Source organism: Desulfocapsa sulfexigens DSM 10523 (assembly GCF_000341395.1).
GTDB classification, from domain to species: domain Bacteria; phylum Desulfobacterota; class Desulfobulbia; order Desulfobulbales; family Desulfocapsaceae; genus Desulfocapsa; species Desulfocapsa sulfexigens.
In genome coordinates, this window is sequence record NC_020304.1 from 3,340,608 (window position 1) to 3,364,781 (window position 24,174).

A 24,174-nucleotide genomic window follows, 5' to 3' on the forward strand; every position below is an offset into this window, starting at 1 on the left:
GGGCTTATAAGTACAAATGGGTATATATACCTACTACAAAAATTCAACCTAGTCTATTTTAGCAAAAGATGCAAGAGCTCTCTCCAGCTCTTCCTTACCCATGCCTGTTTTTGCTGAAAAAAGAATACGTTGACTACTATGTATGGTATGTCCTGCATCTAGAATCGCGGCATTTTTCTGCCTCAGATTACCGGAAAGTTTATCCGCTTTGGTATATACCGGCAAGTAGTTGATACTGTGTTGTTTAAGCCATGAAATAAGTTGCGTATCCTGAACCTTGGCCTCATGTCGGAGATCCATAATGACAACAACACAGCAGAGGCTGGTTCGTGATTCAAGATAACTGCTGATTAAGGTTTGCCAGTTATCCTGCATTCCTCGTGACACTTTTGCAAAACCATATCCTGGGAGGTCAACGAGATAAGCCTCCTCGGAAATTTGAAAGAAATTCAACCCCTGGGTTTTACCAGGACGTCCACTGACCTTGACCATACTTTTGCGGCCAACAAGAGTATTTATAAGAGAAGATTTACCAACGTTTGATCTGCCGGCAAACGCAATTTCCGGAAGCGTGGCCTCTGGAAGCTGAGTTAACTTGTGAACACTCAGCAAGAATTTAATATCTATAAATTTCATATTACCTTACTTAAATGGTACTCAATTATCCCTTCTGCACCACCATTGGTGAGTGCCGGGATGAGATCGCGAACCACATCAGTTGCAACTACAGTCTCCACCGAAAACCAATCTGTATTATAGAGGGTTGCAACGGTTGGAGCATTGAGGCTTGGCAACAACTCCATGATATCATTTAATTTGTTTTCAGGTACATTCATCTTCAACCCTACAATCCGTTCGGCATTCAAAGAACCTTGCAGCATAAGAGCGATATTTTTGATCTTTTCCCGTTTCCAGGGATCGTCCCAGGCATCTTTGTTGGCTATAAACTGGGTGTTAGATTCCATCAATTCGTGAATAATACGCAAACCATGCGCCCGTATGGTTGATTCAGTTTCCGTAACTTCAACTATAGCATCAACAAGGCCGGAGACGACCTTTGCCTCGGTTGCTCCCCATGAAAATTCAATCTCAACGTCAATGTTTCTTTCGGCAAAAAAACGCTTACTGACATTTACAAGTTCAGTTGAAATCTTCTTCCCCTGAAGATCTTCGATACAGGTAATATCTGAATCCCCTTTCACTGCAATAATCCATCGTGTAGGTTTCCTGCTCACCTTTGAATAGACGAGTTCACTGACAAACACTGCATCCGAACCATTTTCAAGAGTCCAATCTTTTCCGGTAATTCCCGCATCAAGCATTCCTGATTCAACATAACGTGACATTTCCTGAGGACGACAAATTGAACATGCCAGTTCCGGATCATCAATCTCGGGAAAATAATTTCGTGATTTTGGTTTAATCAGCCACCCTGCTTTTTCAAATAATTCAATGGTGGCCTTTTCCAGGCTTCCTTTTGGCAATCCGAGTTTTAACTGTTTCATGTTGTTCTCCAAACAATATATTACAACCTGTAACAAAACAGATTTTTTTATTTTTTTCCGTACACAGCGGAAGGATCAAAGACTTTTTCTCCAATTATGGTCAGGGAATCGTCGGTTACCCGTCGATAAAAACAGGAACCATACCCCTTATGACAGGCTGCTCCACCCAATTGGTCAACTTTAAAGACAACGGTATCCTGATCACAATCAACTAAAACTTCGCGAATAAGCTGGACATGCCCGGAAGTTTCCCCTTTCAACCATAACATGTGTCTCGACCTGCTCCAGAAATGTGCTTTACCCGTCTGCAGGGTCTTTTCCCATGATTCCTGATTAATATAAGCAAGCATCAAAACATCTCCACTTAAATAATCCTGCACAATAGCCGGCAATAACCCATCCTTACTTTTTGCAAAATCAAGTTGTATCATAATCACTTCACCTGAGCATTTTTCTTAGCTTCACGGGTCTGTTCACGTTTTCGTTCTTTTTCCATGAAGCAAATCATACACGAAGTTCTAGTCTGACAATAGTCATTGGGATGACGACATTCAGCACTCTCTGAATCCATGGATTCTTTGAATTTTTCACAGATCAGTTTCACATCTCACTCCATAATAACATATACCCTGATGTCACCCGTGCGGATTTCATTTAAATAGTTCAAAACTTGAGCAATGTATGACCGTATCTGTAATTTGTCAAGAAACAGCTTAAATGGGACGATATAAATGTTTCCGCTAAAATCAGGAAAAAGTAAGACCTCCAGATTAAACAAATGCCTCGAAATCTTCCACTGGTTTCCCTACAAAGCATTGCCAAAGACATAATGATCGTTTAGATTATTGCACTCTTGAATCCGTAAAATCGAAGACACAACATATCATCTATAGTTATTTTTATTTTGGAGCAAAAGTTATTATATGAAACAAGTACAAAAAAATGATTCCGTCACCGTCACACTTGTTGGTACCTTAGACAATGGAACCGTCTTTGAGAGCGTAGAAAAAAGTGCCCCACTTGTTTTAACACTTGGTGTTGAAGGTGTTCCCAAGCCAATACAGAGAACTCTTGTCGGAATGCAGGTAGGCGAAATGCGAAGAGTTCGACTTGATGCTGAGGAAGGCGAGTTTGGCATACGCCGTAGCGATCTTTTACAGGAAATTCCTAAAAATCAATTTTCCAAAACAATCGAACCAAAGGTGGGACTCGTGCTTTCCATGAATGTTGATAGTGGTGGTGTGACTCATCAGGTTCCTGCAACCATTGTTGAATTGAAAGAAAACAGCATAATGATTGACTACAACCACCCCCTTGCAGGACATCCTCTGAATTATGAAATTACCGTTATTGAGATAAACGGTGAGTCGTAATTGATATTTTTTTTAAGTATTCCTTTCTATCATCTCGGCCAATCCCACTCTCATTCACCGCTATTTTTTTTAGCATCAAGTCGATGAACGAGAGTGGCATGCATCTTTATGTTAATTTTCATCACTGTCTTTCATTTTTTTTTGAAAATTCCCTGTACATTCGATAAGTGCAACGTATAGAATAAAAAGCAATAATTGATTTGAATTTTAACTTACACAAGCGATTGAGGTTTTTATTTTTCCTCAACGACTTCCCTACTTTCTTTTTGGAAGGAGCAGGTTATGCAAATAGAAGATGATGAAATACTCCAGGGTTTTATAGAAGAATCACTTGAACATCTCGCCGATATTGAAAATGATCTCCTGGCAATTGAAGAAAATGGAGTAGATATTGACGAGGATCTCGTTAACAAGGTTTTCCGGGCAGCGCATTCCATAAAAGGTGGAGCTGGCTTTATGGGACTGACTGTCATCCAGGATTTATCCCATGTTATGGAAAATGTCCTTGGACTTATTCGTAGTAGAAAACTCACCCCAACCCCAGAGATCATTAATGTTCTTCTCCAGGCATCTGACAAACTCAACACTATGATAGAGGATGTCAGTAATTCCAACGAGTACGACATTGAAGAGCATCTCACTCCACTCAATGCCATTTATAATGGTGATTTCACGCAGGAAACTCCAGAAGAGCCCTCTACACCTGCTCAGGAAACACCCCCTGAACCCGAGCCTCCAGTTCAGGCAGCTCAACCAGAACCACAATCTGAACCTGAGCCCGAGCCAGATCCTGAACCTGAGCCTGAGCCTGTTCCTGAAGTCAGTGTCGCAGCACCAAGCCCGGAACCAGCCCCAACCCCAAAAGCTACTGTAACTGCTCCACAGCCTCCTGAAACAAAGGCGGCACCACCCAAAAAAGCAGCTTCCAAGGTGAAAGTTGACACAAGCATCAGAGTTCATGTAAGTCTCCTCGATTCCTTAATGACTCTTGCAGGAGAGCTGGTACTCAGCAGAAATCAGCTTCTTCAGACCATCTCTTCCGGAGACTCACAAAGTGCTGAAAGCGTTGGCCAACGAATCGATCTCATCACCTCCGAATTGCAGGAGGCTATCATGCTCACGCGAATGCAACCCATCGGGAATGTTTTTGGTAAGTTCCCACGCGTTGTTCGGGACCTTTCAAGTAAACTCAAGAAACAGATTGATCTCACCATTGTTGGTAAAGATGTAGAACTTGATAAAACAATCATTGAATCTATAAATGACCCACTTACTCATCTTATTCGTAACTCTGTTGATCATGGTATCGAACTCCCTGAAGACCGTACCAAAGTAGGCAAAAAGGCAACGGGACTCGTAGTCCTGAAAGCGTATCATGCCGCCGGACAGGTTGTTATTGAAATCAGTGATGATGGTAAGGGTCTAGATGGTGAAGTTCTTGCTGAAACTGCAATACACAAAGGATTGATCACCCCCGAACAGGCCCAACTGATGTCGGACAAGGAAAAGGTCAACCTTATCCTTCTGCCTGGTTTCTCCACTGCCAAGGAAGTCACCGATGTTTCCGGTCGTGGCGTTGGAATGGATGTGGTTAAAACCAATCTGGACCAGTTAGGTGGCCAAGTTGACATCGTTTCTGAAGTGGGTCAGGGAACAACAATTTTCATTAAACTTCCACTGACACTCGCCATTATACCATGCCAGATCATTGTGACCGGTGGAGAACGGTATGCCATTCCACAAGTAAACCTTGAGGAACTTCTTCGAATCCCTGCAACACAGGTGAAGGATCGCATTGAACGTGTGGGCAACGCAGAGGTTGTTCGACTTCGTGGCAACCTTCTGCCTCTTATCAGATTGTCAGATGTTCTCGGCATAAACAGAACATATTTCGATCTGCAGGAAGAAGAGTTCAAACTGGATCGCAGAGAAAGAATCTCTGACCGTAGGGGGAGGGAGACCCCGCTTGACTCTGCTGAGAAAAATGTTCGCCCGGCAAAAGAAGACAGCTCTGAAGCTGGAGAACGATCCGTCTCCGATAGACGCTATACCGCTTCCAGTGCCCTTAATATCGTTGTTGTATCAAACGGTACTATGAAATATGGACTTATAGTAGACAAACTCCAGGATTCAGAAGAAATAGTCATCAAACCACTTGGAAAGCACCTCCAGGGATGCAAGGGGTATGCTGGTGCAACCATTATGGGTGATGGGCGTATCGCGCTTATCCTCGATGTTGCAAACCTTGCGATTATGGCTGAACTCACGTCAATAGATGGTTCCGACAGGGCAAATGAAGTTGCTCAGGCCGCTGCGGATCTTGTCAGAGCACAGAAAGACAAGCAGGCCCTCCTGACTTTTAGAAGTTCTGAGCGAGAGCAATTCGCAGTACCACTCAATCAGGTTGAACGAATCGAGAAAATCAAACGTTCAGACATTGAAGAACTCGGTGGTAAACGTGTCATGCAGTATCGTGGAGGAAGCCTTTCACTAATTGCCGTTGATGATGTTGCCATGGTTCAACCCATTGCCGACTGTGACGATCTTCTTGTAATAGTCTTTAATATTGCAAATCAACTCGTCGGACTCCTTGCAATAGGGCCAATAGATGCCATTGAAATATCCGTATCCGTTGACGATGTCACCCTCAAGCAACCAGGAGTTATGGGATCCACCATTATCGATCGCCAGACAACTATGCTCATCGATATCTTTGAAATTGTTGGCGCCCTGTTCCCCGAATGGTTTGAAAATCAGGAAGTTTTTGAAGCTCCTGAAGAGGGAACCGTTCCAACCATCCTTATCGCTGAAGATTCAAATTTTTTCAGAAACCAGGTCAAGAACTATATGACCGAATCTGGATATGATGTTCTTGAAGGTGAGGATGGGGCCATTGCCTGGGAATTACTGCAGGAACATGGCGACGAGGTAACCATCGTCGTCACGGACATTGAAATGCCAAATATGAATGGCTTTGAACTCACTGAGACGATACGCAAAGACTCCCGCTTTTCAAAAATACCCATTATAGCTCTCACCACACTTGCTGGGGAAGAAGATGTAGCAAAGGGAAAAGCCGTTGGGGTTGACGAATATCATATTAAACTTGATAAAGAGAAACTGATGGCGTCTGTTCATCACTATGTAAAACAACATCATTAAAATACTATTTTTATACTTTTCTCATTAGGAGAATGATACATGGCTAAAGAACAACCTGCTGTCAATAAAAAACTTGTTGAACTTGCAACTTTCCTTGTCGGTGATGCACTCTGCGGAATGGATATTCTTAAAATCCAAGAAATCAACAAACTGATTGACATGACCACCGTACCCCAGGCACCAAACTATGTTCTTGGAATATTAAATCTCCGAGGTCAAATTATTACCAGTATTGATCTCAGCAAAAAACTCGGACTTGGAGTTACCAATCTTTCCGATGATCCCAGAAATATCATCGTTAACTCAAAAGGTGAGCATATCGGACTGCTTGTAAAAAAGATAAGCGACGTTGTTCAGGCCGACACAGATAAGTTTGAACCACCGCCCGCTAACATGGGAGGTATTCAGGGAGATTATTTCACCGGGGTTTACAAAACTGTGGACAAATTGATTGGCATTCTCGATGTGGAGAAGGTTTTGCGGCTTGATGAGAGAAAATAATGCTGATAGGTAAGAAGTTACGAGTTTTAGTTGTTGATGATACCATCGTTTACCGAAAAGCAGTTTCTGATGTTCTTGCTGAAATCCCAGGTGTTGAAGTCGTAGGCGTTGCCCATAATGGTAAAATTGCCATGTCCAAGGTTGCAACTCTGAAGCCCGATTTACTCACACTTGATATTGAGATGCCAGAAATGAATGGCATTGAAGTTTTGAGTGCACTGCAAAGCAACTATCCAAGCATTGGTGCTGTAATGGTCTCCACCCTGACTTCAGACGGTGGTGTGATGACTATGAAAGCGCTTGAACTTGGAGCTTTTGATTTTATCCTTAAACCAACTGCCAAGAATCCTGCCGAAAGCAAAAAACAGCTGAAAGACGCACTCACACCAATTATCAACGAATTTAAGAAATCCAAAAACGCACCTTCCCTTTTACGCAATAAGGGACAATTCACCAAAACTCCTGGTACCGTTCTCAGAAAACCACTCAAACCCCTTTCAGCAGCACGCCCTGGCCTCAAATCCGCCGACAACAAACCCGACGTCCCTAAAGGCAAACTTGCTGTAAGAAGAGGTAAATCAGAAATTATTGCCATTGGAATATCAACTGGTGGCCCTAATGCATTGACTCAGATGCTTCCGATGTTACCTGGGAATCTTGGCGTTCCCATTGTTATTGTCCAGCATATGCCACCAGTATTTACCAAATCCCTTGCCTCAAGCCTGAATGCAAAATGTGCCCTTCTGGTTAAAGAGGCTGAAGATCGTGAAGATCTTCAAATCAACACCGTTTATATTGCACCTGGCGGAAAACAGATGAAACTGATTGCCAGTGCCGACGGAATGAACAGACAAATAAAAATAACCAACGACCCACCCGAAAACTCTTGCAGGCCATCGGCCGATTACCTTTTTAGATCTGTTGGCGATTATTATGTTGGACGAACAACTGCTGTTATCATGACAGGTATGGGTTCGGACGGTTCCAAAGGGCTGGAGATCTTAAGTCAGAAAGGTGCCACCATAATAGCTCAGAACGAAGACACCTGTGTAGTTTTTGGGATGCCAAAAAAACCTATCGAATCTGGAATAGCAGACAGAATTGTCCCCTTGAACAAAATTGCAGACGAAATTGTAAAAAGCGTTCGTTAATTCTACATTAAAAAATGGCTTTCACTACTAGACAATGCTGAAGATTACGCCTGCAGAGCTTAAGATAATATCTCAATATATCCATGAAATATCGGGTATATATCTTGATCAGAGCAAGTCGTATCTCTTTGAGACAAGGCTTTCCTCCATTGCGGAGGAACTTGGCTGTACATCTTACCAGGAGCTCCACACCAAAGCAAAAAGAGATCCTGCCAAGGTTATTGAGCGTCAGATTATTGATGCCATATCCACTAATGAAACCCTGTTTTTCAGAGATACTGGCCCATTTGAACTTCTCAAACATAAAATATTACCAGAGGTCATTGATCTCCGAGCTCCCAGTTCTCCAAGATTAAAAACTAATATTAAAATATGGAGTGCCGCCTCATCCACTGGTCAGGAACTTTATTCAGTGGCTATGACTATCAAAGATCTTCTCGGCAACCAGATGAACAATTTCAACCTCAAACTTCTTGGCACAGACATTTCAGATAGTGCTGTCAAACAGGCAAGCTATGGCAAGTACAACAAATTTGAAATTGAACGTGGTCTTCCACGCCAAACACTTCAAAAACATTTCACCTTATTTGGGGATAGCTGGAAGATCAAAGATGAACTGCGTGCTATGGTTAATTTCCGGAAATTAAATCTTATGCTCCCCTTTGCAGGTCTTGGTAAATTCGACATTATCCTTTGCCGGAATGTTGCCATCTATTTTACTCTTGCCGATCGAAAAAAACTCTTCAACAAATTGGCTGACAGTCTTGCTGATGATGGCTATCTGATAATAGGTTCAACCGAATCGCTCACTGGTATCTGTCCTCGCTTTGTACCCAAAAGACATTTGCGGGCTATTTTTTACCAGAAAAAAAATTGAGGTACTGTGATGAACAACCTGACCATACTTGTTGTTGACGACGATCCTGTCATTCGAAAACTTCTTGAACAGCGTTTAATCAAAGAGAACTATGAGGTTCTCCTGGCTGAAGATGGGTATGTAGGAAACGAAATTCTTTCAAACACTCACGTTGATGTGGTACTTACTGATTTGATGATGCCAGGAGATATTGGTGGGATAGAAGTTCTTGAGTTTGCAAAGGGACTTGAACGAAATATCGAAGTAATTCTGATAACAGCACACTCATCAGTCGATACCGCTGTTGAAGCTATGAAAAAAGGAGCTTCCGACTATCTTGAAAAACCGATCAATTTTACAGAACTTTTTTTAAGACTTGAAAAAATTTCGACCATGCGCAGTCTTCTACGTAGTGCCGAAGACTTGCGCCAGGCAATGGATGTAACCGAGACTACTGCCTCAGAAACCATTCAAAACCTGGAAGTGCTGGCTGACGTTCTCCAGAACAAGATTGATTTAATAGACACAATTTTAACAAATGATGGATTATCAGCAGATGACAAAGTTTCAGATGCACTGGATGTCCTTCAGGAAATCAATTAAGTTTTCCATGCAATAAAGCCCTGCAGCAACAGGTTCCTCTTTCCCGTCAGTTCTGCTCAATCATCATCACTGGCTGGTTGTATCCTTTTGTTTCCGAGAAATCCACATCATCCGTCAGGGTGTTTTTAAGTTTTGCATCTGTCAGATCTGCGTCTTTTAAAATTGCTCTATATAAATCGGCTTTTGACAGATCGGCACCACTGAGGTCGGCACCACTGAAGTTCGCCCCCTTCAGATTCGCTCCTTCGAGGTCAACCCCCTTAAGAATAGCATTGCTGAAGTTTGCCCCCTCCAGATCTGCACCATCAAGGTTTTCGCCACTAAGATCAACACCTGAAAGCTCACAGGCATAGCAGCTGTTTTGATCAAGAAGCGTTGCAACGTTTTTCATGACTTCACCTGAAGGTTCTTCCTTTGAAAACACACTAAGCACTGTTTCTACAATACCGACTTCCTGCCCCTCGGAAACCACTCCTTCATCACTATTCACTTTTTCATTCTTATTATTCTCAGAAACAGCATCAGAGGAAGGAGATGTCACCATATCACCTCCTTTCTCAGGTTCCATATCAACAACCGGAGTAGCAATGCTATTATCCTCCGAAATTTTTTCTTTTTCACTTACTGACACAGATGGAGAAGCATCTCCCTGAATGACATCCTGCTGGACCTCTTCGGTAAAAGCATTTTCAATCTTTTTTTCTTCTTCTACAGCATCACTTTCAGTAAGACCTTTTTCTTCTTTTATTTCTTGTTCAATTACTTCTTCTGGAACAATTATTACGTCTTCAACCGTCACGTCTTCAATTCGTACTTCCTGAATTGCTGGAGCAGCCTTTGCTTCCGGAGCTGCTACACTTTGTCTGGGAAGGGTAGCATCCTCATAGGCCAGTGTTATGTCATCTGAAACATCAGGAACATCGGATACATTATCAGAATCATTCTGCTCAACACTTATTGGTACAACAGGTGGTGTTTCCTCGAAATCCCTTCTGCTGGGAATGACAATTTCCTCTGTTTCCGGAACGTTCTTTGGTTTCGCAGTGTCCTCGACATAAACAGTTTCCTTAACATCCTTCAATCCTTTATCACCTGCGTAGGGGCTTGTTTCAATTATTTCACCATCCATTAAAGCACCATACATATATGCCCCTACCATGGATGCCCCAGTCAAATCAGCGCCTCTTAAGTCAATTTCGGCAAGATCCGCACCATTAAATACCGCCTCACGCAAGTCGCAGTTTTTTAGATTTGCTCCCGAAAGATTAGTTAATGCCATCTGGGCGCGTGACAAATTGGCTCCCTCCAGGTTTGCACCGGAAAGATCGAGTCTATTAAGGTTGGCACCACTCAAATCACATTGTGGACAACTTCTAGTTTCAAGAAGTTGTTTTTTATTAGCCTGTACAGTTGTGGAGGAAGAAAGCTCTGCGGCAATACCGGGTACAGAAAATATCGAACACAAAAAGAGAGCCACACAAAAAAATGATTTGAGACCTGACATGAAAACTCCTGGAATAATCTATTAGTAATATGTTGTCTATACAAAGAAGAGGATAGTAAAATATAATTTCTCACAGATACATACTCTATTTTCTTAAAAAGAGTCAAGAATCTACTCCTCAACATTTCCAATGAAAGTTCCCTCTACCGTGAAAATTAGTCCCATCCTAAAGCTTCAAAGACACCACACCACCTAACAGATTAAAGTTTTAGTCCTTATTTTTATAAAGTTTCGGTCACAACCCTTATATGAACAGTTACAAGCAAAACCCCAGTATTACTTTTTGATTAAATAAAACTTGACACTACCGGGATTCGCTGTATTTTAGTCGACACTGAGTGTTGCAAAAATGTTGCGCAACACAATTGGGCACACAATTTTACAATGTAATATTAAATACTTAAATGTCACATGTTTTTATATGGCCTTTACGCATATGAATGAGGCCTCATTTACAATTATAGATTTCCACACAGCTAAACTATCGGCTCACGTGAGCCCATCATGTGTTTCAAGTACTTGGAGGAGTAGAATGGACATTAAGAAATTGGAAAAGGAAACAAACGAGGGTGTCGAGACATTACCCTCGGATGAACGTCGTAACTTCCTGAAAATGGGTCTGGCGGTCACCGGAGTTTTCCTCGGTGGAACCGTACTTTCCCTCACCTCGGTTTCAACAGCCAAAGGAGGAAACAGTGATTCTGTAATACCGGTGGATGGACAATATCCCTACACTAAACATTATGGAATGATTATGCGGCAAAACAAATGTGTTGGCTGCGAGAAATGCCTTGATGCATGCAGGGAGACCAACCATGTCCCCAATGAACACGATGCCTGGCGTACTGACATCCAGGAACGTCTTACTACCATAGATGGTGTTGAGAAACGAGAATTCAGGCCGATCCTCTGCAACCACTGCAATCGCCCCCCCTGCGTCCGTGTCTGTCCGACCAGAGCAACATACAAAGATCCAGAAACAGGTATTGTTGTGATGGACTACAAAAAATGTATCGGTTGCAAAACCTGTATGGCTGCCTGTCCATACAATGCCAGATACTTCAGTCATGAGAAGTATGCGATAGACAAGTGCAATTTCTGTCTTGACACCCGCCTTGCTGAAGGCCACAAAGAAACGGCATGTGCTGCTGCATGTCCTGCAGATGTACGTATTTTCGGTGACATAAAGGACCAAAATACTGAAATATATAAGTTACTGCATGAGCCTGAAAATAAAATCTGGGTTATACGACCAGAATGCGGGGCCTTACCTAACGTTTTTTATATGAATGCGTAGGTACCTTACGGCCCAAACAGTCCACTCTCCCATTGAAAATAGAAACACATTATCATTGTGGGATACTTAACGCATACAACTCAGATTCTAGGAGATTATAACCAAATGAATACACGATTTATTAGCACCGTTGGACTAACTTTACTGGGTGGAGTTTTCATACTCGCCGGTAATGTTACAGCTGCAGATGAGTATGATGTAAGGGCCTTTGGCCCTAAAAATCCCATCGTCTGGGACACGCCAACAAAAGTTGTTTTTGACCACCGCACCCATACAGATACGATTGGCCTCGAATGTAGTGCCTGCCATGGTGAAATCTTTGCCATGCAGCGTGGCGTAGCCCCAAGAACAGGAAAACTGACCATGGCATCACTTGCCGCAGGTCAATTCTGTGGAGCTTGTCATGATGGAGATACCGCATTTGCCACTGATACAAACTGTACCGCATGCCATATTCTTCCAGAGGATCCTATCGTCTGGACCAAACCTGTTAAAGCGGTAGTCTTTTATCACAAAGCTCATATAGAAGATTTTGGACTTGAGTGCGATTCCTGCCATGACGACGCCTTTTCCATGAAAGCTGGTGTCGCAGAGCAATCTCCAAATTTCACAATGAAATCACTCTATGAAGGTCAATACTGTGGCAAATGTCATGACGGTGAAACAGCCTTTGCCTCAAACACCCTCTGTAACACCTGTCACATTGGAGTTAAAGGGTATGACCGACTGATGGGGATAGAGCCACATCCTCATACCCAGAGTCATGCGCACGAGAATCAAAATGGTGGTCATTAATTGTATCAGTTTGTTTTCACCAGTTAATGACAGACAACAAAATAATATTTGAAATGCTCAGGCACAGTTCCTGATAAAACAGTATTGCAGGAGATTAAAATGGCGAACAGTTCAGTGACAGATATTTTTGCCCAGACGCAGGATACCCGTCTGGCGACTCCCGGGATAAACCGGGCTACGATTTTCTTTCTTATCATTATCGTACTTGGCCTTGGATGCGGTGTTTCATCCTTTATTTTTGGTCATGAAAATATGTACAATTACACCCGTGACGTTCCATGGGGGTTGTTGATTTCAACCTATGCCTTCTGGGCAATCACTTCTACCGGTCTCTGTATATATGCTGCGATTTCCCATCTTTTTGGCGGAACCCGTATGGCTATCGTCAGCAATAGAATGGTATGGATGTCCATTATCTGTATCCTCGGTGCCTTTGCCACCATTGGTGTTGAAATCGCCAGTCCTCACAGAATGATTATCTATAATATTCTCTCCCCCAACCCAACTTCAAATATCTGGTGGATGGGAACACTCTACGGTATGGCAGTCGGTTGCATGATAGTAGAATTCTTTGGAATCGTGACGGGCCTTGCACGTATTGCCGTAATTCTTGGTACCATCGGTGCTGTGGCCGAGGTCCTTGCCAATAGTTGTCTTGGTGGTGTATTTGCAACCCTTCCTGCCAGGCCTTACTGGTATGGCGGTCAACTTCCCATCTATTTCCTCACCGCTGCATTCCTTTCAGGCGCAGCAGCCACCGTCCTCTTTAACCATCTGGCTTACAAGGTTCGAGGTATAGAAATGAGTGAAGCTGTTAAAGACGGAGTGCGGAGTGCCGGTAAAGCTATGACTCTTGTACTGGTACTTTATTCAGTTGCCACATTCTGGAGATTGATAAGTTACTATGTTGGCGGTGCAGAACTTGGTCGTATTGCAGCGGATGCGTTAATTTCTGGCCCACTTTCAATTAACTTCTGGGTTATTGAGGTTTGTGTAGGACTCCTTATCCCTCTGATGCTCATCATCCTTTCCAGACTCACCAATATCGGAATGATGGCCCTGGCTGGTTTTCTTATTCTCGTAGGACAATTTGTGGCTCGCTATGACCTTGTTGCAGGCGGTCTTCTTGTTCCTGGTACCCTTGGCTGGGACAATGTTCCAACCTATTTTGACTACGTTCCTTCATTTTTCGAAATGGCTGTCGTTCTGGGAAGTGTTGGAGTAGTCTCTTTTGGATTCCTGATGGGTGAGAGAGTTTTTGGTAAGATTTTTGACCAGAAAGAACATCACTGATAGGCTTGGTTATAGACAATAAAAAGGCTGCTCATGTTGTGAGTGGCCTTTTTACTTTGTCTTCCCCATAGTTAAAGGCTCCTTCCAAAGAGTTTCCAGCTTTTCAGCATTCCTCCTATTACCTGCTTCTGGTTAATATGACAAAAAACACTCCCAAAAAAAAACTGTCCTCCCCTGTTGAACAAAACGGTACATCCTTAGATTCACATATTGCAGGCGGTGGTAATGAACTGTTTCAGGCCATTCAGGATCCTGTTTTTATTGTCACTCCAGACGGTGTAATAATCGATGCAAATAATGCCGCTCTCAAGGCTGCACGAAAAACCCAAAAAGAAATTGTTGGTAAGGGAATCTGTACTATTATCCACGGAGGAAGCTTACCTCATATCAAATGCCCCCTTGAGGAGTTCCTCTTAACCACATCCACTTCTCGTGTTGAAGAAACCACCCTTCCAGGACTTGCAGGAGAGTACCTGCTCACTATTTCACCAATCAAAAACAAAAACGGCACTGTCTGTAAAATACTACTTGTTGCAAGGGAATTGACCAGTGACGAAATGAGAAAAGCCGATTCCCTGCGAACTGCACAGATGGCAGCTATCGGCGAACTGGCAGCAGGAGTTGCCCATGAGGTGAACAACCCTATTACCGGAATTATCAACTTTGCCCAATTGCTACTTGATGATAGTGAAAAGAATTCACTGCAGGCTGAGCTTCTGGAAAGAATTGTCAACGAAGGGGAGCGAATTGCCTTGATCATCAAGAACCTTCTCTCATTCGCCCGCGAAAGCGAAAACAACAACGAACTGATTGACATTGAACAGGTCATACGAGACAGCCTTTCACTTGTTGCACATCAATTTAAGAAAGATGGTATTAAAATAAAAACAGAATTTTCTTCAAAAGCCTATCGAATTTATGGAAACTTCACTCAATTACAACAGGTAATCCTGAACTTACTCAGCAATGCCCGTTTTTCCCTCAACGATCGATATCCAAATTCCTCCCCAGAAAAAACCATAGAGATAAGCTGCTACCCTTTTCTAAAAAAAGAAGGAGAAACTGTTACTCAAATCACAATCAAAGATTCAGGAACCGGTATCCCGCAGGGAATTTTGAATCGCATCTTTGACCCATTCTTCACCACCAAACCATCTGGTAAAGGTACTGGACTCGGTCTCAGCATCAGTTATGGAATCATTCAAAATCACGGTGGCTTTATCAAAGTTGATTCAATTATGCATCAATACACAAAAATGATCATCGAACTGCCCACATCTGGAATCTAAATGGACGATCAAACTCATCAGGAAAAAGATACTCGCATTCTTATTGTGGATGATGAAGCCAGTATTCGTCTCACCTTTGAAATGTTTCTTGCAAGAGAAGGCTACGGACCCATCACCACTGCTGCCACTTTCTCCGAAGCAATTGAGGTGATAAACAGCAACACATTTGACCTGATAATCAGCGATATTGTTCTTGAAGGTGAACGGGGAACTGACCTTCTTCGTAAAATTCGTGAGGCAGGAATCGAATGCCCTGTGGTAATGGTCACCGGATTCCCTAATCTTGATTCCGCAGCAGAGGCTGTCAGACACGGAGCTTTTGATTATATTTCAAAACCAGTCAACAAAGAAACATTACTCAGATTTGTACGTCAGGCTTTAAGCCATTGGCAACTCGAACAGGAGAAAAAGAATCTCCTTCAGGAAAATGAAAAATTCAAACGCTACCTGGAAGCAATTTTCAGTTCCGTTCGCGATGCAATCATTACTATAGATAATGATATGAATATCGTGCAGTTGAATGATACGGCCAAGCGATGGCTGCTTTTCAGTGATTCTGCTGACGACATCAATTTAAGGACTAGCAATCGCCTCGACAGTTATAAGAATGAAATGGGCAAAGCCTGCCTTCAGGACGCCAAACAGGTACTAGCAAATAAAATAGAAGTCCGTGAACACCAGGTCGAGTGTCGCAAACCCGATGGCAACATACGAATCATAAGTTTAAATGCAGCCCCGCTTGAAGATGGGCAGGATGAGTTTAACGGTGTTGTTATCGTAGCTCGTGATATCACTCTACCGGAACCAGAGACGGGACCTCATACTCGAAATAAATTCCATGGATATGTTGGTTCAAGTCAGGTAATGCAACAGGTATACAATCTTATTGAAAATGTGGGTAAAGTTGATACTGCAGTGCTGATAACTGGAGAATCGGGTACTGGAAAAGAGCTTGCTGCAGAAGCTTTGCATGCTGAAAGTACCAGGCGCGACATGCCACTTGTCAAAGTTGATTGTGCAGCAATGCCTGAGGAGCTACTGGAAAGCGAACTTTTTGGTCATATTAAAGGAGCCTTCACTGGCGCAGAAAAAAATCGAGAAGGGAGATTGTTACAGGCACACAATGGAACACTTTTTCTTGATGAAATTGGTGACGTATCGCCACGGATGCAATTACGGCTCCTGAGATTTCTTCAAGAAAAAACTTTTACTCCAGTTGGCCAGGATAATCCCATTGAAGTTGATGTTCGTATCATTGCGGCTACCAATGTTAATTTCACAGAAAAAGTAAAGGATGGCAGTTTTCGTGAAGATTTATACTACCGCCTAAAAGTTGTTGAGATTAAACTACCACCGCTTCGAGACAGAAAAGGTGGTATCCCAATACTTGTGCACCACTTTCTTTCCATGTTTCGTGAAAAACTGAAGCGCAATATCCATGGAATATCCGATCAAGCCATGGACGCATTAACTAAATATTCCTGGCCTGGAAATGTCAGAGAGCTCAGACATGTTATTGAGAGAGCTTGTGTCTTATGTGAAGGTCCAACAATTTCCCTTGAACACTTTGCAGAAGAAATACAAAGGCAGCCCTTGCATCCCCAACAAACACCTCCCACCTCCCTACCACAGGAAGGAAGAGCTGCACTCCCGCCCTACATAAGTGAACGCGATGAAATCATAGATATACTCAAGAGAGCACGGGGTAACAAATCAAAAGCCGCACGTATGCTAAATATAGATCGTTCAACTCTCTATCGTAAGATGCAACGTATCGGCATTGCCAAAGACATTGCCAAAGCACCTGCCCCTAAAAACACCCCATAGTGTTGCAATAACGTTGCGCGCACGCACGATAGCAACACTTTCGCAACACTACCAGCAAAAACGCAACACTCTCGCAACACACCTGCTCTTTCCCCTGTTCATACAAATCCCCCCTCATGCAACACATCACCCACTCTAACAAGTAACAAAACCGGGCCTCAAGACTGATCGTTGTTTTATCTGGAGACAAAAAAGCATTCTGGCACGCAGCGTGCATTGTTAATGTTACAAAGCAACTAGATTTAAAAAATCATAAAAAAACCATACAGGGAGAAACAAAATGAAAAACACAACTACTATCACAAGAGAAAGAAGCACAACCAATGAAAACACAGCTCTTGAACTTAATAAGGTTGGTGTTCACGCTGTAACTATCTCTTCTGCAATTATTGGTTGCTGGGCCGTTGCCTGTCTCGCCTCCGGTGTGATCAGCAGTGGAGGACCTGCAGGTCTTGTCTCTAACTTCATTTCCGCCTTCACTGGATAAACGATAGCCACTCATAACAACCATAGCGCCAGGAGCTTAAAAATGAACTCTTCTCACTCCGCAGAAACAACCAGTACCCAAGCGAAAAGCCAAGCCAATGCTACCAGCGAAATATCAAAAGTAAGTGTTGGGTTTATAGCCCTCACAGCTACAATTATCGGCTGCTGGGCAACGGCAAGTCTTTTTGCAGGTACTATAAGTAGTGGCGGACCGATAGGGCTCATACGAAATCTCATTACAGCCATTACTGGTTAATATAGGTCTAAATTAAAATTCCTGACACTATAAGAGGATCATCTCATGGAAGACAAAGCAATCACAAAAGAAATCACTAAAACTACTGCTACAGTTCATGAAATTGAACACACCGATAGCGAATTATATAAAGTTGGCATGTACACAACAGCAGCATTTGCTGCAATTGTCGGAATATGGGGTCTGGTATGCCTTTCAAGTGCCATCCTTGAGAATGGTGCCCCTGTTGAAATGTTGAAAAATCTGTACCACGCCATTACCGGCGCCTAATGACCTCTTCAACGAATTTTTTTAATAATGTGCAGCAAAACACCTATAAAAATATTATAAAGGAATATCACTATGAGCAACGTAGATACCAAACAAACTGTCAAAACAACCGTACACGAAGCCGTTAACACTGACAGCGAACTCTACAAAGTCGGAACTGTTGTAACCGCAGCCTTTGCTGGTGGGATTGGACTCTGGGCTGTTATCTGTCTCTCTTCAGCCTTCATGTCAGAAGGCCCCGTGGCTCTGTTAAAAAGCCTTTTTGGAGCGGTATCCGGAACAATGTAGCATGTGTATGTAAAAATATGCTAAGCTCTCTTAGCTTCAAAGATATTTTAAAAGCCAGGGATATTTGTATCCCTGGCTTTTTTTTGACTTATACCTGCATATACCTGTATAATCATTCGGTGCCAGATAGGGCACAATTTTATCTTTTTTTAGTAACTAGCTACATCATGCTTTTCATTTAAGGAACATAATGGCGATATTGATTCGAAACCTGTTTGTCTTTTTTCTTTTTACTGTAATCCTTGGCGGAAGCTATGGCCTATGGATACTCGAACACCAATTGCGCACAGTATCTTATAGCGAATTTCGTTATTGCCTTGCTAATCATGATTTGAAATCCACCACCTTTACCGGCAACAAAGTTATCGCTACCCATAAGAGTGGTGACAGTTATGAGACTACAGTCCCAAATGCTGAAAAACTTATTTCTGAGCTGCAGGATAAAAATATCCAGATTATTTTCAAAAAAGATCGATCGGAGCAGATTTTCCAAGCTATTGCAATTATCTATGTCATTCTTTTGCTTCTCACTGTTATAATCTCCTTGAGCAGGAAAAAGAAAACAGAGGAGGAAGAAAATAAGTTTGCCTCAGACAAACTTATTCTCCCTGATGGGAGCCATAAACAAGTGACTTTCGACGATGTAGCAGGTATCCCCGAGGCACTTGAGGAGCTTCAGGAGGTTGTCAATTTCCTGAAAGATCCTGAACAATATAGTCAGATTGGAGCGGTGAGTCCAAAAGGCGTGTTACTTCAAGGACCTCCTGGAACCGGGAAAACGCTTCTTGCCAGAGCCATTGCTGGGGAGGCAAAGGTTCCTTTTTACAGTTTCAGCGGTTCTGATTTTGTAGAAATGTTTGTTGGAGTAGGAGCATCAAGGGTTCGTGATATTTTCAAGGAAGCCAAGAGCAATGCACCATGTATTATTTTTATTGATGAAATAGATGCAGTTGGTGGTAGCCGTGCTGGAGGAAGCACGGCCAGTGGCCAGGACGAAAGAAGCCAGACCTTGAATGCACTCCTGGTCGAAATGGATGGATTTTCGTCTACTGACACCATTATAGTGCTTGCAGCAACCAATAGACCAGATATCCTGGATCCAGCCCTGAGACGTCCAGGTCGTTTTGACAGACAGGTCAACATCCTGCCACCTGACATCAAGGGCAGAAAACGAATCCTTAAGGTTCACAGTGCCAAAGTTGCTCTTGCCCCTGAAATCAACCTCGACAAAATTGCTCATATGGTTCCCGGTTTTACTGGTGCAGAGCTGGCAAATCTTGTCAACGAAGCGGCCCTGATGGCTGCAAGAGAGCAAAAGAAAGTTGTTAGCCATCAACATTTTGAGCAGGCCAGAGATCGCATACTTATGGGGGTTGAACGAAAGGGGAGAATAATGTCCGACGCTGATCGAGAGATTCTTGCCTACCATGAGGCAGGTCACGCAATTGTTGCCAAAACCCTACCCGACGCTGACCCAATCCACAAAATAACCATCATCCCTCGTGGCCAGGCACTTGGCCAGACGCAGCAATTATCCATTAACGATAGAAGCAGTTATAACTTCAACTACCTGCGCAGTAGAATTGTTATTTTGATGGGTGGCAGAGCAGCAGAAGAGATTGCATTTGGACAACGTACTACAGGCGCCCAGGGGGACATTGTTCAAGCCACTGAAATTGCGACCAACATGATCTGCAAGTGGGGAATGAGCGATGTAATAGGTCCGCAGGCCATGGTAATAGATAACGCAGGATTCCTTGGAGGCTCATCGCACCGTGTTGAAATGAGTGACAGGACATCGGAAGCAATTGACAAGGAGATAAAAAATCTCCTGGCGTCCTGCCACGATGAAGCAGTAGTAATCATCAAAGAACAATACTACCTTCTCAAACAGCTTGCAGCCATACTCCTTGAGGTTGAAACCCTGGATGATGAGGAGTTCAACATCATCATGTCCTGTCAATTTAAGGAAAAAATTGCTGCAGGAATAAAAGAAACTCACGAGTGTGAAACCTGCCCTGCAGCTGACAGATGTATTCATTCAAAGCTGAAGAAGGACTAGGATAAAGAAAATGCGGTCCTTAAAAAAAATGAGCTACCTCGTTTTCATGGGGGTAGCCCTTCTCCTCCTGTTGGTGATCATCTTCATTGTTCGCCAGTATCAACTGTCAGAACAATACGACACCATCATAACACAAAGCGAGAAGATGGTCTTTCAACTGCTGACGATACGGGAACAACTCACCACTTCCCTTATCAAACAGGATTGGAAAGCCATCGCCACAACTGCAAACCAACTTGAAGATCTCAACTCTTCCATCGCAAGACTTCAGGAAAATCCATTGATCCCAGGTGAGTTCAGACTTGGAATGGCACATCAAGTAGATGTCTCCGGTATAGCTATCGCTTCAAGAGAAATACTTTCAAGTTCTGACAAGCTTACAAACAGTCTTGTACTACAAGACAAGATGCGCAGTCTCACAGAATATCTTCTTCAGTTTGACCGTATTATAGGAAGTCAAATGCGTGCAAAAGTTGTGGCTTTCCAGACGGTAATGATAGGCGCACTTGGTGTGATCATTTGCCTAATAAGTTTTTCTCTTATTCTGCTCTACAAAAAGGCTTTAATCCCCCTCCTCCACCTTAAAAGACAAACCACGGACAACGATGTCATCAGCACTGGATTTCTGTATGACAAAAGCACCTGCTCAGAAATTACCATTTTTGTTGATTCTGTAAACTCACTACTCGATCAAATGAAAAACAGATCAGCAACTCAGGAACTTCCCCACACACTCAGCGATGAACTTGCTTCTATTATCAATGAAAGCAATAATATATCAAATGGAATCATCAATTATGCTCAATTGTTAAAGGATTCCTACCGTGAGGTTGAGATGGGAAATGAGGAGATGAAAATCCTCCAGAATATTATCGAAGGAGCTGAAAGAATCGCTCATCTTAACAAACAAATATAAAACTCATTCTGTGCATATGATCAATGTTGGGCAAAACTTAACCTAACATATACTCTTTCCGATATTCATATAGCTTTAATATAACAAATTTTTTAAATATCTTCTTGCAAGTTTACATGATTTTTTTCAGTATTTTAGAAACAAATTAAGTTCACTGGCCATACTAATTTTCACTTGACACTACGCTATTATGGCAGTATGCATTGCCTCCAACAATCTCAAACACTACTAAGTAGTAGCATACCATGTGGTATTACTGGTAACGATTCCCAGTTATTATGCTATTTAGTAATGTAATTAAACGTTTTATTACCTCCTTCATTTCACGCTGACCCATATCTACCGGAGCACAAAAAATGATCAAAAGTCCCCTATTAATGACCAGCTTTTTAACCCTTTCCACTTCCCTCCTGCTTGCTGGAAACTGTCTTGCCGAAGACGAATACGACGTCAAGGCCTATGGTCCCAAAAGTGCGATCGTCTGGAACACTCCGATCAAGGCAACTTTTGACCATAAAACGCATACCATGGATGCCGGCGTCGAATGCTCGAGTTGTCATGATGAAATATTTTCCATGCAACGCGGTACTGCCGTCAATACAAAAAAATTCACCATGAAAGCGATGGCAGAGGGACAGTTTTGTGGCACATGCCACGATGGTGACACAGCCTTTGCCACCGACACAAACTGCATGGCATGCCATGGTGTTGCTGAAGAACCTCTCATATGGGAGGCCCCTACCAAGGCATCGTTCAGCCATACTAAACATGTTGAAGAGATAGAACTTGAATGCGCGAGTTGCCACAGTGGTGTTTTTGCCATGAAAAAAGGAGCAGCTACTGCCAATAATGACTTCACCATGGCTGCGTTCAAGGAAGGCAAGTATTGCGGGGCATGCCACAACGGTGACGATGCATTCGATTCGTCTACCCAATGCCAATCCTGCCACTACCCACCAACTGAAAAAATTGTTTTCAACCAGCCCGTTAAATCCGTTGTCTTTGATCACAACATCCATGTTGGTAAAGCAGAACTTTCCTGCGAATCCTGTCACAAAGACGTTTTCACTATGAAAAAAGGAACCATCGAAGGTGAAGAACTCAGCTTTTCTGATGACCCTGCAGAGAAACGAAAATATCTTGAAGCTCTGCACAACAAGTTTTGTGGCACCTGTCACGACTCATCCCAGGCCTTTGGTTATCTTACCCGATGTACTGTCTGTCACATTGGTGTTAAGGGATTCGACAAGATGAATGAGGGTACCTCCGGCAGTAAGGAGCATGGGAAAACAGGGCATTAATGGTCATTAGCTGAATCTGATCAGCGGCTGATCTACTGCCAATTCATTACAATTTTTATCATTATTTACAGTTATACAAAATTATAGTTTTACAAATTAAGAGGAGAGAAAATGACTGGAAGGATGGTTAATATTTCAAAAAGATGGGGATTTCATGGCGTCGAAGCCTTGAAAAATGCAAGTCCCCTGTACAAATTAACAATGGGAATGTTTGCACTTCTTGCTCTTGCCGGTGTGTCTGTAGGTCTCCATGGCATGATCACCGGATATCACCATGTATACGGTGTAACAAGAGAAATTTCCTGGGGAGTACTTATATCAGCATATATCTTCTGTGTTGTTACCTCAACCGGACTCTGTATTGTCTCATCCATTGGTCATGTTTTCGGCGGTGAAGCTTTTATGCCCATTGCTAAGCGTGCCGTATTTATGTCAATTGTTTTTATGTTTGGTGGCTTTTGTATCATATTCTTTGATATAGAAAACCCCTTTCGCATGGCAATCTGGAACGTCATTTCACCGAATTTTGTTTCAAATATGTGGTGGATGGGAACACTCTACGGAATGTATCTCGTGTTCATGATTGTTGAATATTATTTTCTTCTCGAGCAAAACCATTCCTTATCCCGCCTCATGGGATTCTTTGGACTTGTTGTTGGTATTGCAGCTCATAGTAACCTGGGCGCAGTTTTTGGAATGCTTCATGGACGCCCATTCTGGTATGGCCCCTATCTTCCAATTTACTTCATCTTCTCCGCCGCCATGTCAGGTGGTTGCGCCATTCTCTTCTTCACTACACTTGGCTGGAAAATTAACCCTGAAATCATGAACCAGCGAATGGAACGAGCCATAAAAGCCATTACGCAGGTCACAATCTTTCTTATTTCTGTAATTATTTTCTTTACCATCTGGAAAATCATTACCGGGATGGTTTCTGAAGGAAAGCATCTTGTTATAATGTCTTTCTTGACTGGAGATTATGCCATTAATTTCTGGGTTTTTGAAATTTTCCTTGGAATGGTTCTTCCCCTCTATCTTCTTATCCGTTCACGAGGAAACAATTTCAATCTCATTATGTGGGCCACCGGCCTTATGATGATCGGTATTTTCTTCATGCGTTATGACATTGTCATTCCAGGTCAAATGGAATCAGTATACCACTCATTGGGTGTTGAAGAAGCCAAAAACATGCTCACCTACACCCCTTCATTCCATGAAATAATGGCCTCGCTCTTTGGTATTGGATTCATTGGCCTTGCCTATTTCGCCGGTGAAAAGATGCTCAATGGACACCAGCTTGAAAAGCATGAAATCGTCCCTGAGGGAGGCTATATCTGTCCAGGTTGTGGAGCTATCCACTTTATGGAAGAAGGTGAAAGCGAAGAAGATGCAATGAAGCGTCACCATAGAATCTGGTAAGAAAACGATAGGAAATTTTC

At 42.7% G+C, this 24,174-nt stretch carries 24 protein-coding genes; 19 read left to right on the forward strand and 5 right to left on the reverse strand.

The window, feature by feature from the left end; genetic code table 11:
- Nucleotides 1-48 precede the first annotated feature (48 nt).
- From yihA to UWK_RS19640, 4 genes are read right to left on the reverse strand one after another with little or no spacing between them, the layout of a single operon-like run.
- Nucleotides 49-636 carry a ribosome biogenesis GTP-binding protein YihA/YsxC gene (gene yihA, locus UWK_RS14920; protein ID WP_015405221.1) on the reverse strand — a complete coding sequence of 196 codons (588 nt, stop codon included), beginning with the start codon at nt 634-636 and terminating at the stop codon, nt 49-51.
- On the reverse strand, nt 633-1,505 hold the full coding sequence (gene hisG, locus UWK_RS14925; RefSeq protein ID WP_015405222.1) for an ATP phosphoribosyltransferase: 873 nt from the start codon (nt 1,503-1,505) through the stop codon (nt 633-635). Before hisG ends, yihA begins: the two co-directional genes overlap by 4 nt.
- A gap of 47 nt (nt 1,506-1,552) precedes the next feature.
- A complete protein-coding gene (hisI, locus tag UWK_RS14930) occupies nt 1,553-1,936 on the reverse strand; it encodes a phosphoribosyl-AMP cyclohydrolase (RefSeq protein WP_015405223.1) in 384 nt (127 codons plus the stop codon).
- Nucleotides 1,937-1,938: 2 nt separating this feature from the next.
- Nucleotides 1,939-2,109: a hypothetical protein gene (locus tag UWK_RS19640; protein ID WP_167320759.1), complete on the reverse strand. Its 171-nt coding sequence runs from the start codon at nt 2,107-2,109 to the stop codon at nt 1,939-1,941.
- A gap of 319 nt (nt 2,110-2,428) precedes the next feature.
- Between UWK_RS19640 and UWK_RS14935 the strand changes: the two genes are divergently transcribed.
- The 6 genes from UWK_RS14935 (at nt 2,429) to UWK_RS14960 (ending at nt 9,151) form a co-directional block, all read left to right on the forward strand.
- Entirely contained in the window at nt 2,429-2,878 is a 450-nt protein-coding gene (locus UWK_RS14935; RefSeq protein WP_015405224.1) for an FKBP-type peptidyl-prolyl cis-trans isomerase, read from the forward strand.
- Between the two features lie 282 nt (nt 2,879-3,160).
- Nucleotides 3,161-6,040 carry a hybrid sensor histidine kinase/response regulator gene (locus UWK_RS14940; RefSeq protein ID WP_015405225.1) on the forward strand — a complete coding sequence of 960 codons (2,880 nt, stop codon included), beginning with the start codon at nt 3,161-3,163 and terminating at the stop codon, nt 6,038-6,040.
- Nucleotides 6,041-6,079: 39 nt separating this feature from the next.
- Complete coding sequence (locus UWK_RS14945) at nt 6,080-6,541, forward strand: chemotaxis protein CheW (RefSeq protein ID WP_015405226.1); 462 nt, start codon at nt 6,080-6,082, stop codon at nt 6,539-6,541.
- Nucleotides 6,541-7,692 carry a protein-glutamate methylesterase/protein-glutamine glutaminase gene (locus UWK_RS14950; protein WP_015405227.1) on the forward strand — a complete coding sequence of 384 codons (1,152 nt, stop codon included), beginning with the start codon at nt 6,541-6,543 and terminating at the stop codon, nt 7,690-7,692. The genes UWK_RS14945 and UWK_RS14950 overlap by 1 nt, the downstream gene beginning before the upstream one ends.
- Nucleotides 7,693-7,726: 34 nt before the next feature.
- Nucleotides 7,727-8,569, forward strand: coding sequence for a CheR family methyltransferase (locus UWK_RS14955; protein WP_015405228.1), 843 nt, complete (start codon nt 7,727-7,729; stop codon nt 8,567-8,569).
- Nucleotides 8,570-8,578: 9 nt separating this feature from the next.
- Nucleotides 8,579-9,151: a response regulator gene (locus UWK_RS14960; RefSeq protein WP_015405229.1), complete on the forward strand. Its 573-nt coding sequence runs from the start codon at nt 8,579-8,581 to the stop codon at nt 9,149-9,151.
- Between the two features lie 46 nt (nt 9,152-9,197).
- Here UWK_RS14960 and UWK_RS19645 read toward each other — a convergent pair whose 3' ends face one another.
- Nucleotides 9,198-10,655, reverse strand: a complete 1,458-nt coding sequence (locus UWK_RS19645) for a pentapeptide repeat-containing protein (RefSeq protein WP_015405230.1) — start codon at nt 10,653-10,655, stop codon at nt 9,198-9,200.
- A 532-nt stretch (nt 10,656-11,187) separates the two neighbouring features.
- Between UWK_RS19645 and UWK_RS14975 the strand changes: the two genes are divergently transcribed.
- The 13 genes from UWK_RS14975 to nrfD (UWK_RS15035) all read left to right on the forward strand — a co-directional run bounded on the left by UWK_RS14975 (nt 11,188) and on the right by nrfD (UWK_RS15035) (nt 24,154).
- Nucleotides 11,188-11,952: a 4Fe-4S dicluster domain-containing protein gene (locus tag UWK_RS14975; RefSeq protein WP_015405231.1), complete on the forward strand. Its 765-nt coding sequence runs from the start codon at nt 11,188-11,190 to the stop codon at nt 11,950-11,952.
- Nucleotides 11,953-12,057: 105 nt separating this feature from the next.
- Nucleotides 12,058-12,747: a c(7)-type cytochrome triheme domain-containing protein gene (locus UWK_RS18730; RefSeq protein WP_015405232.1), complete on the forward strand. Its 690-nt coding sequence runs from the start codon at nt 12,058-12,060 to the stop codon at nt 12,745-12,747.
- 99 nt (nt 12,748-12,846) lie between these two features.
- Nucleotides 12,847-14,040 carry an NrfD/PsrC family molybdoenzyme membrane anchor subunit gene (nrfD, locus tag UWK_RS14985; RefSeq protein WP_015405233.1) on the forward strand — a complete coding sequence of 398 codons (1,194 nt, stop codon included), beginning with the start codon at nt 12,847-12,849 and terminating at the stop codon, nt 14,038-14,040.
- A 137-nt stretch (nt 14,041-14,177) separates the two neighbouring features.
- Nucleotides 14,178-15,329: a two-component system sensor histidine kinase NtrB gene (locus UWK_RS14990; RefSeq protein WP_015405234.1), complete on the forward strand. Its 1,152-nt coding sequence runs from the start codon at nt 14,178-14,180 to the stop codon at nt 15,327-15,329.
- Nucleotides 15,330-17,156, forward strand: coding sequence for a sigma-54-dependent Fis family transcriptional regulator (locus UWK_RS14995; protein WP_015405235.1), 1,827 nt, complete (start codon nt 15,330-15,332; stop codon nt 17,154-17,156).
- Nucleotides 17,157-17,436: 280 nt separating this feature from the next.
- Entirely contained in the window at nt 17,437-17,643 is a 207-nt protein-coding gene (locus tag UWK_RS15000) for a hypothetical protein (protein WP_015405236.1), read from the forward strand.
- A 42-nt stretch (nt 17,644-17,685) separates the two neighbouring features.
- Nucleotides 17,686-17,898, forward strand: a complete 213-nt coding sequence (locus tag UWK_RS15005; protein WP_015405237.1) for a hypothetical protein — start codon at nt 17,686-17,688, stop codon at nt 17,896-17,898.
- A gap of 45 nt (nt 17,899-17,943) precedes the next feature.
- A complete protein-coding gene (locus UWK_RS15010) occupies nt 17,944-18,168 on the forward strand; it encodes a hypothetical protein (protein WP_015405238.1) in 225 nt (74 codons plus the stop codon).
- 72 nt (nt 18,169-18,240) lie between these two features.
- Nucleotides 18,241-18,456: a hypothetical protein gene (locus UWK_RS15015; protein WP_015405239.1), complete on the forward strand. Its 216-nt coding sequence runs from the start codon at nt 18,241-18,243 to the stop codon at nt 18,454-18,456.
- A gap of 190 nt (nt 18,457-18,646) precedes the next feature.
- Nucleotides 18,647-20,518: an ATP-dependent zinc metalloprotease FtsH gene (gene ftsH, locus UWK_RS15020; protein ID WP_015405240.1), complete on the forward strand. Its 1,872-nt coding sequence runs from the start codon at nt 18,647-18,649 to the stop codon at nt 20,516-20,518.
- A 10-nt stretch (nt 20,519-20,528) separates the two neighbouring features.
- Nucleotides 20,529-21,434, forward strand: coding sequence for a hypothetical protein (locus UWK_RS15025; protein WP_015405241.1), 906 nt, complete (start codon nt 20,529-20,531; stop codon nt 21,432-21,434).
- A gap of 356 nt (nt 21,435-21,790) precedes the next feature.
- A complete protein-coding gene (locus tag UWK_RS18735; RefSeq protein ID WP_015405242.1) occupies nt 21,791-22,735 on the forward strand; it encodes a c(7)-type cytochrome triheme domain-containing protein in 945 nt (314 codons plus the stop codon).
- Nucleotides 22,736-22,846: 111 nt separating this feature from the next.
- The gene (gene nrfD / locus UWK_RS15035) at nt 22,847-24,154 is read left to right on the forward strand and encodes an NrfD/PsrC family molybdoenzyme membrane anchor subunit (protein WP_015405243.1); all 1,308 of its coding nucleotides are present in this window, start codon (nt 22,847-22,849) and stop codon (nt 24,152-24,154) included.
- Nucleotides 24,155-24,174: the final 20 nt, after the last annotated feature.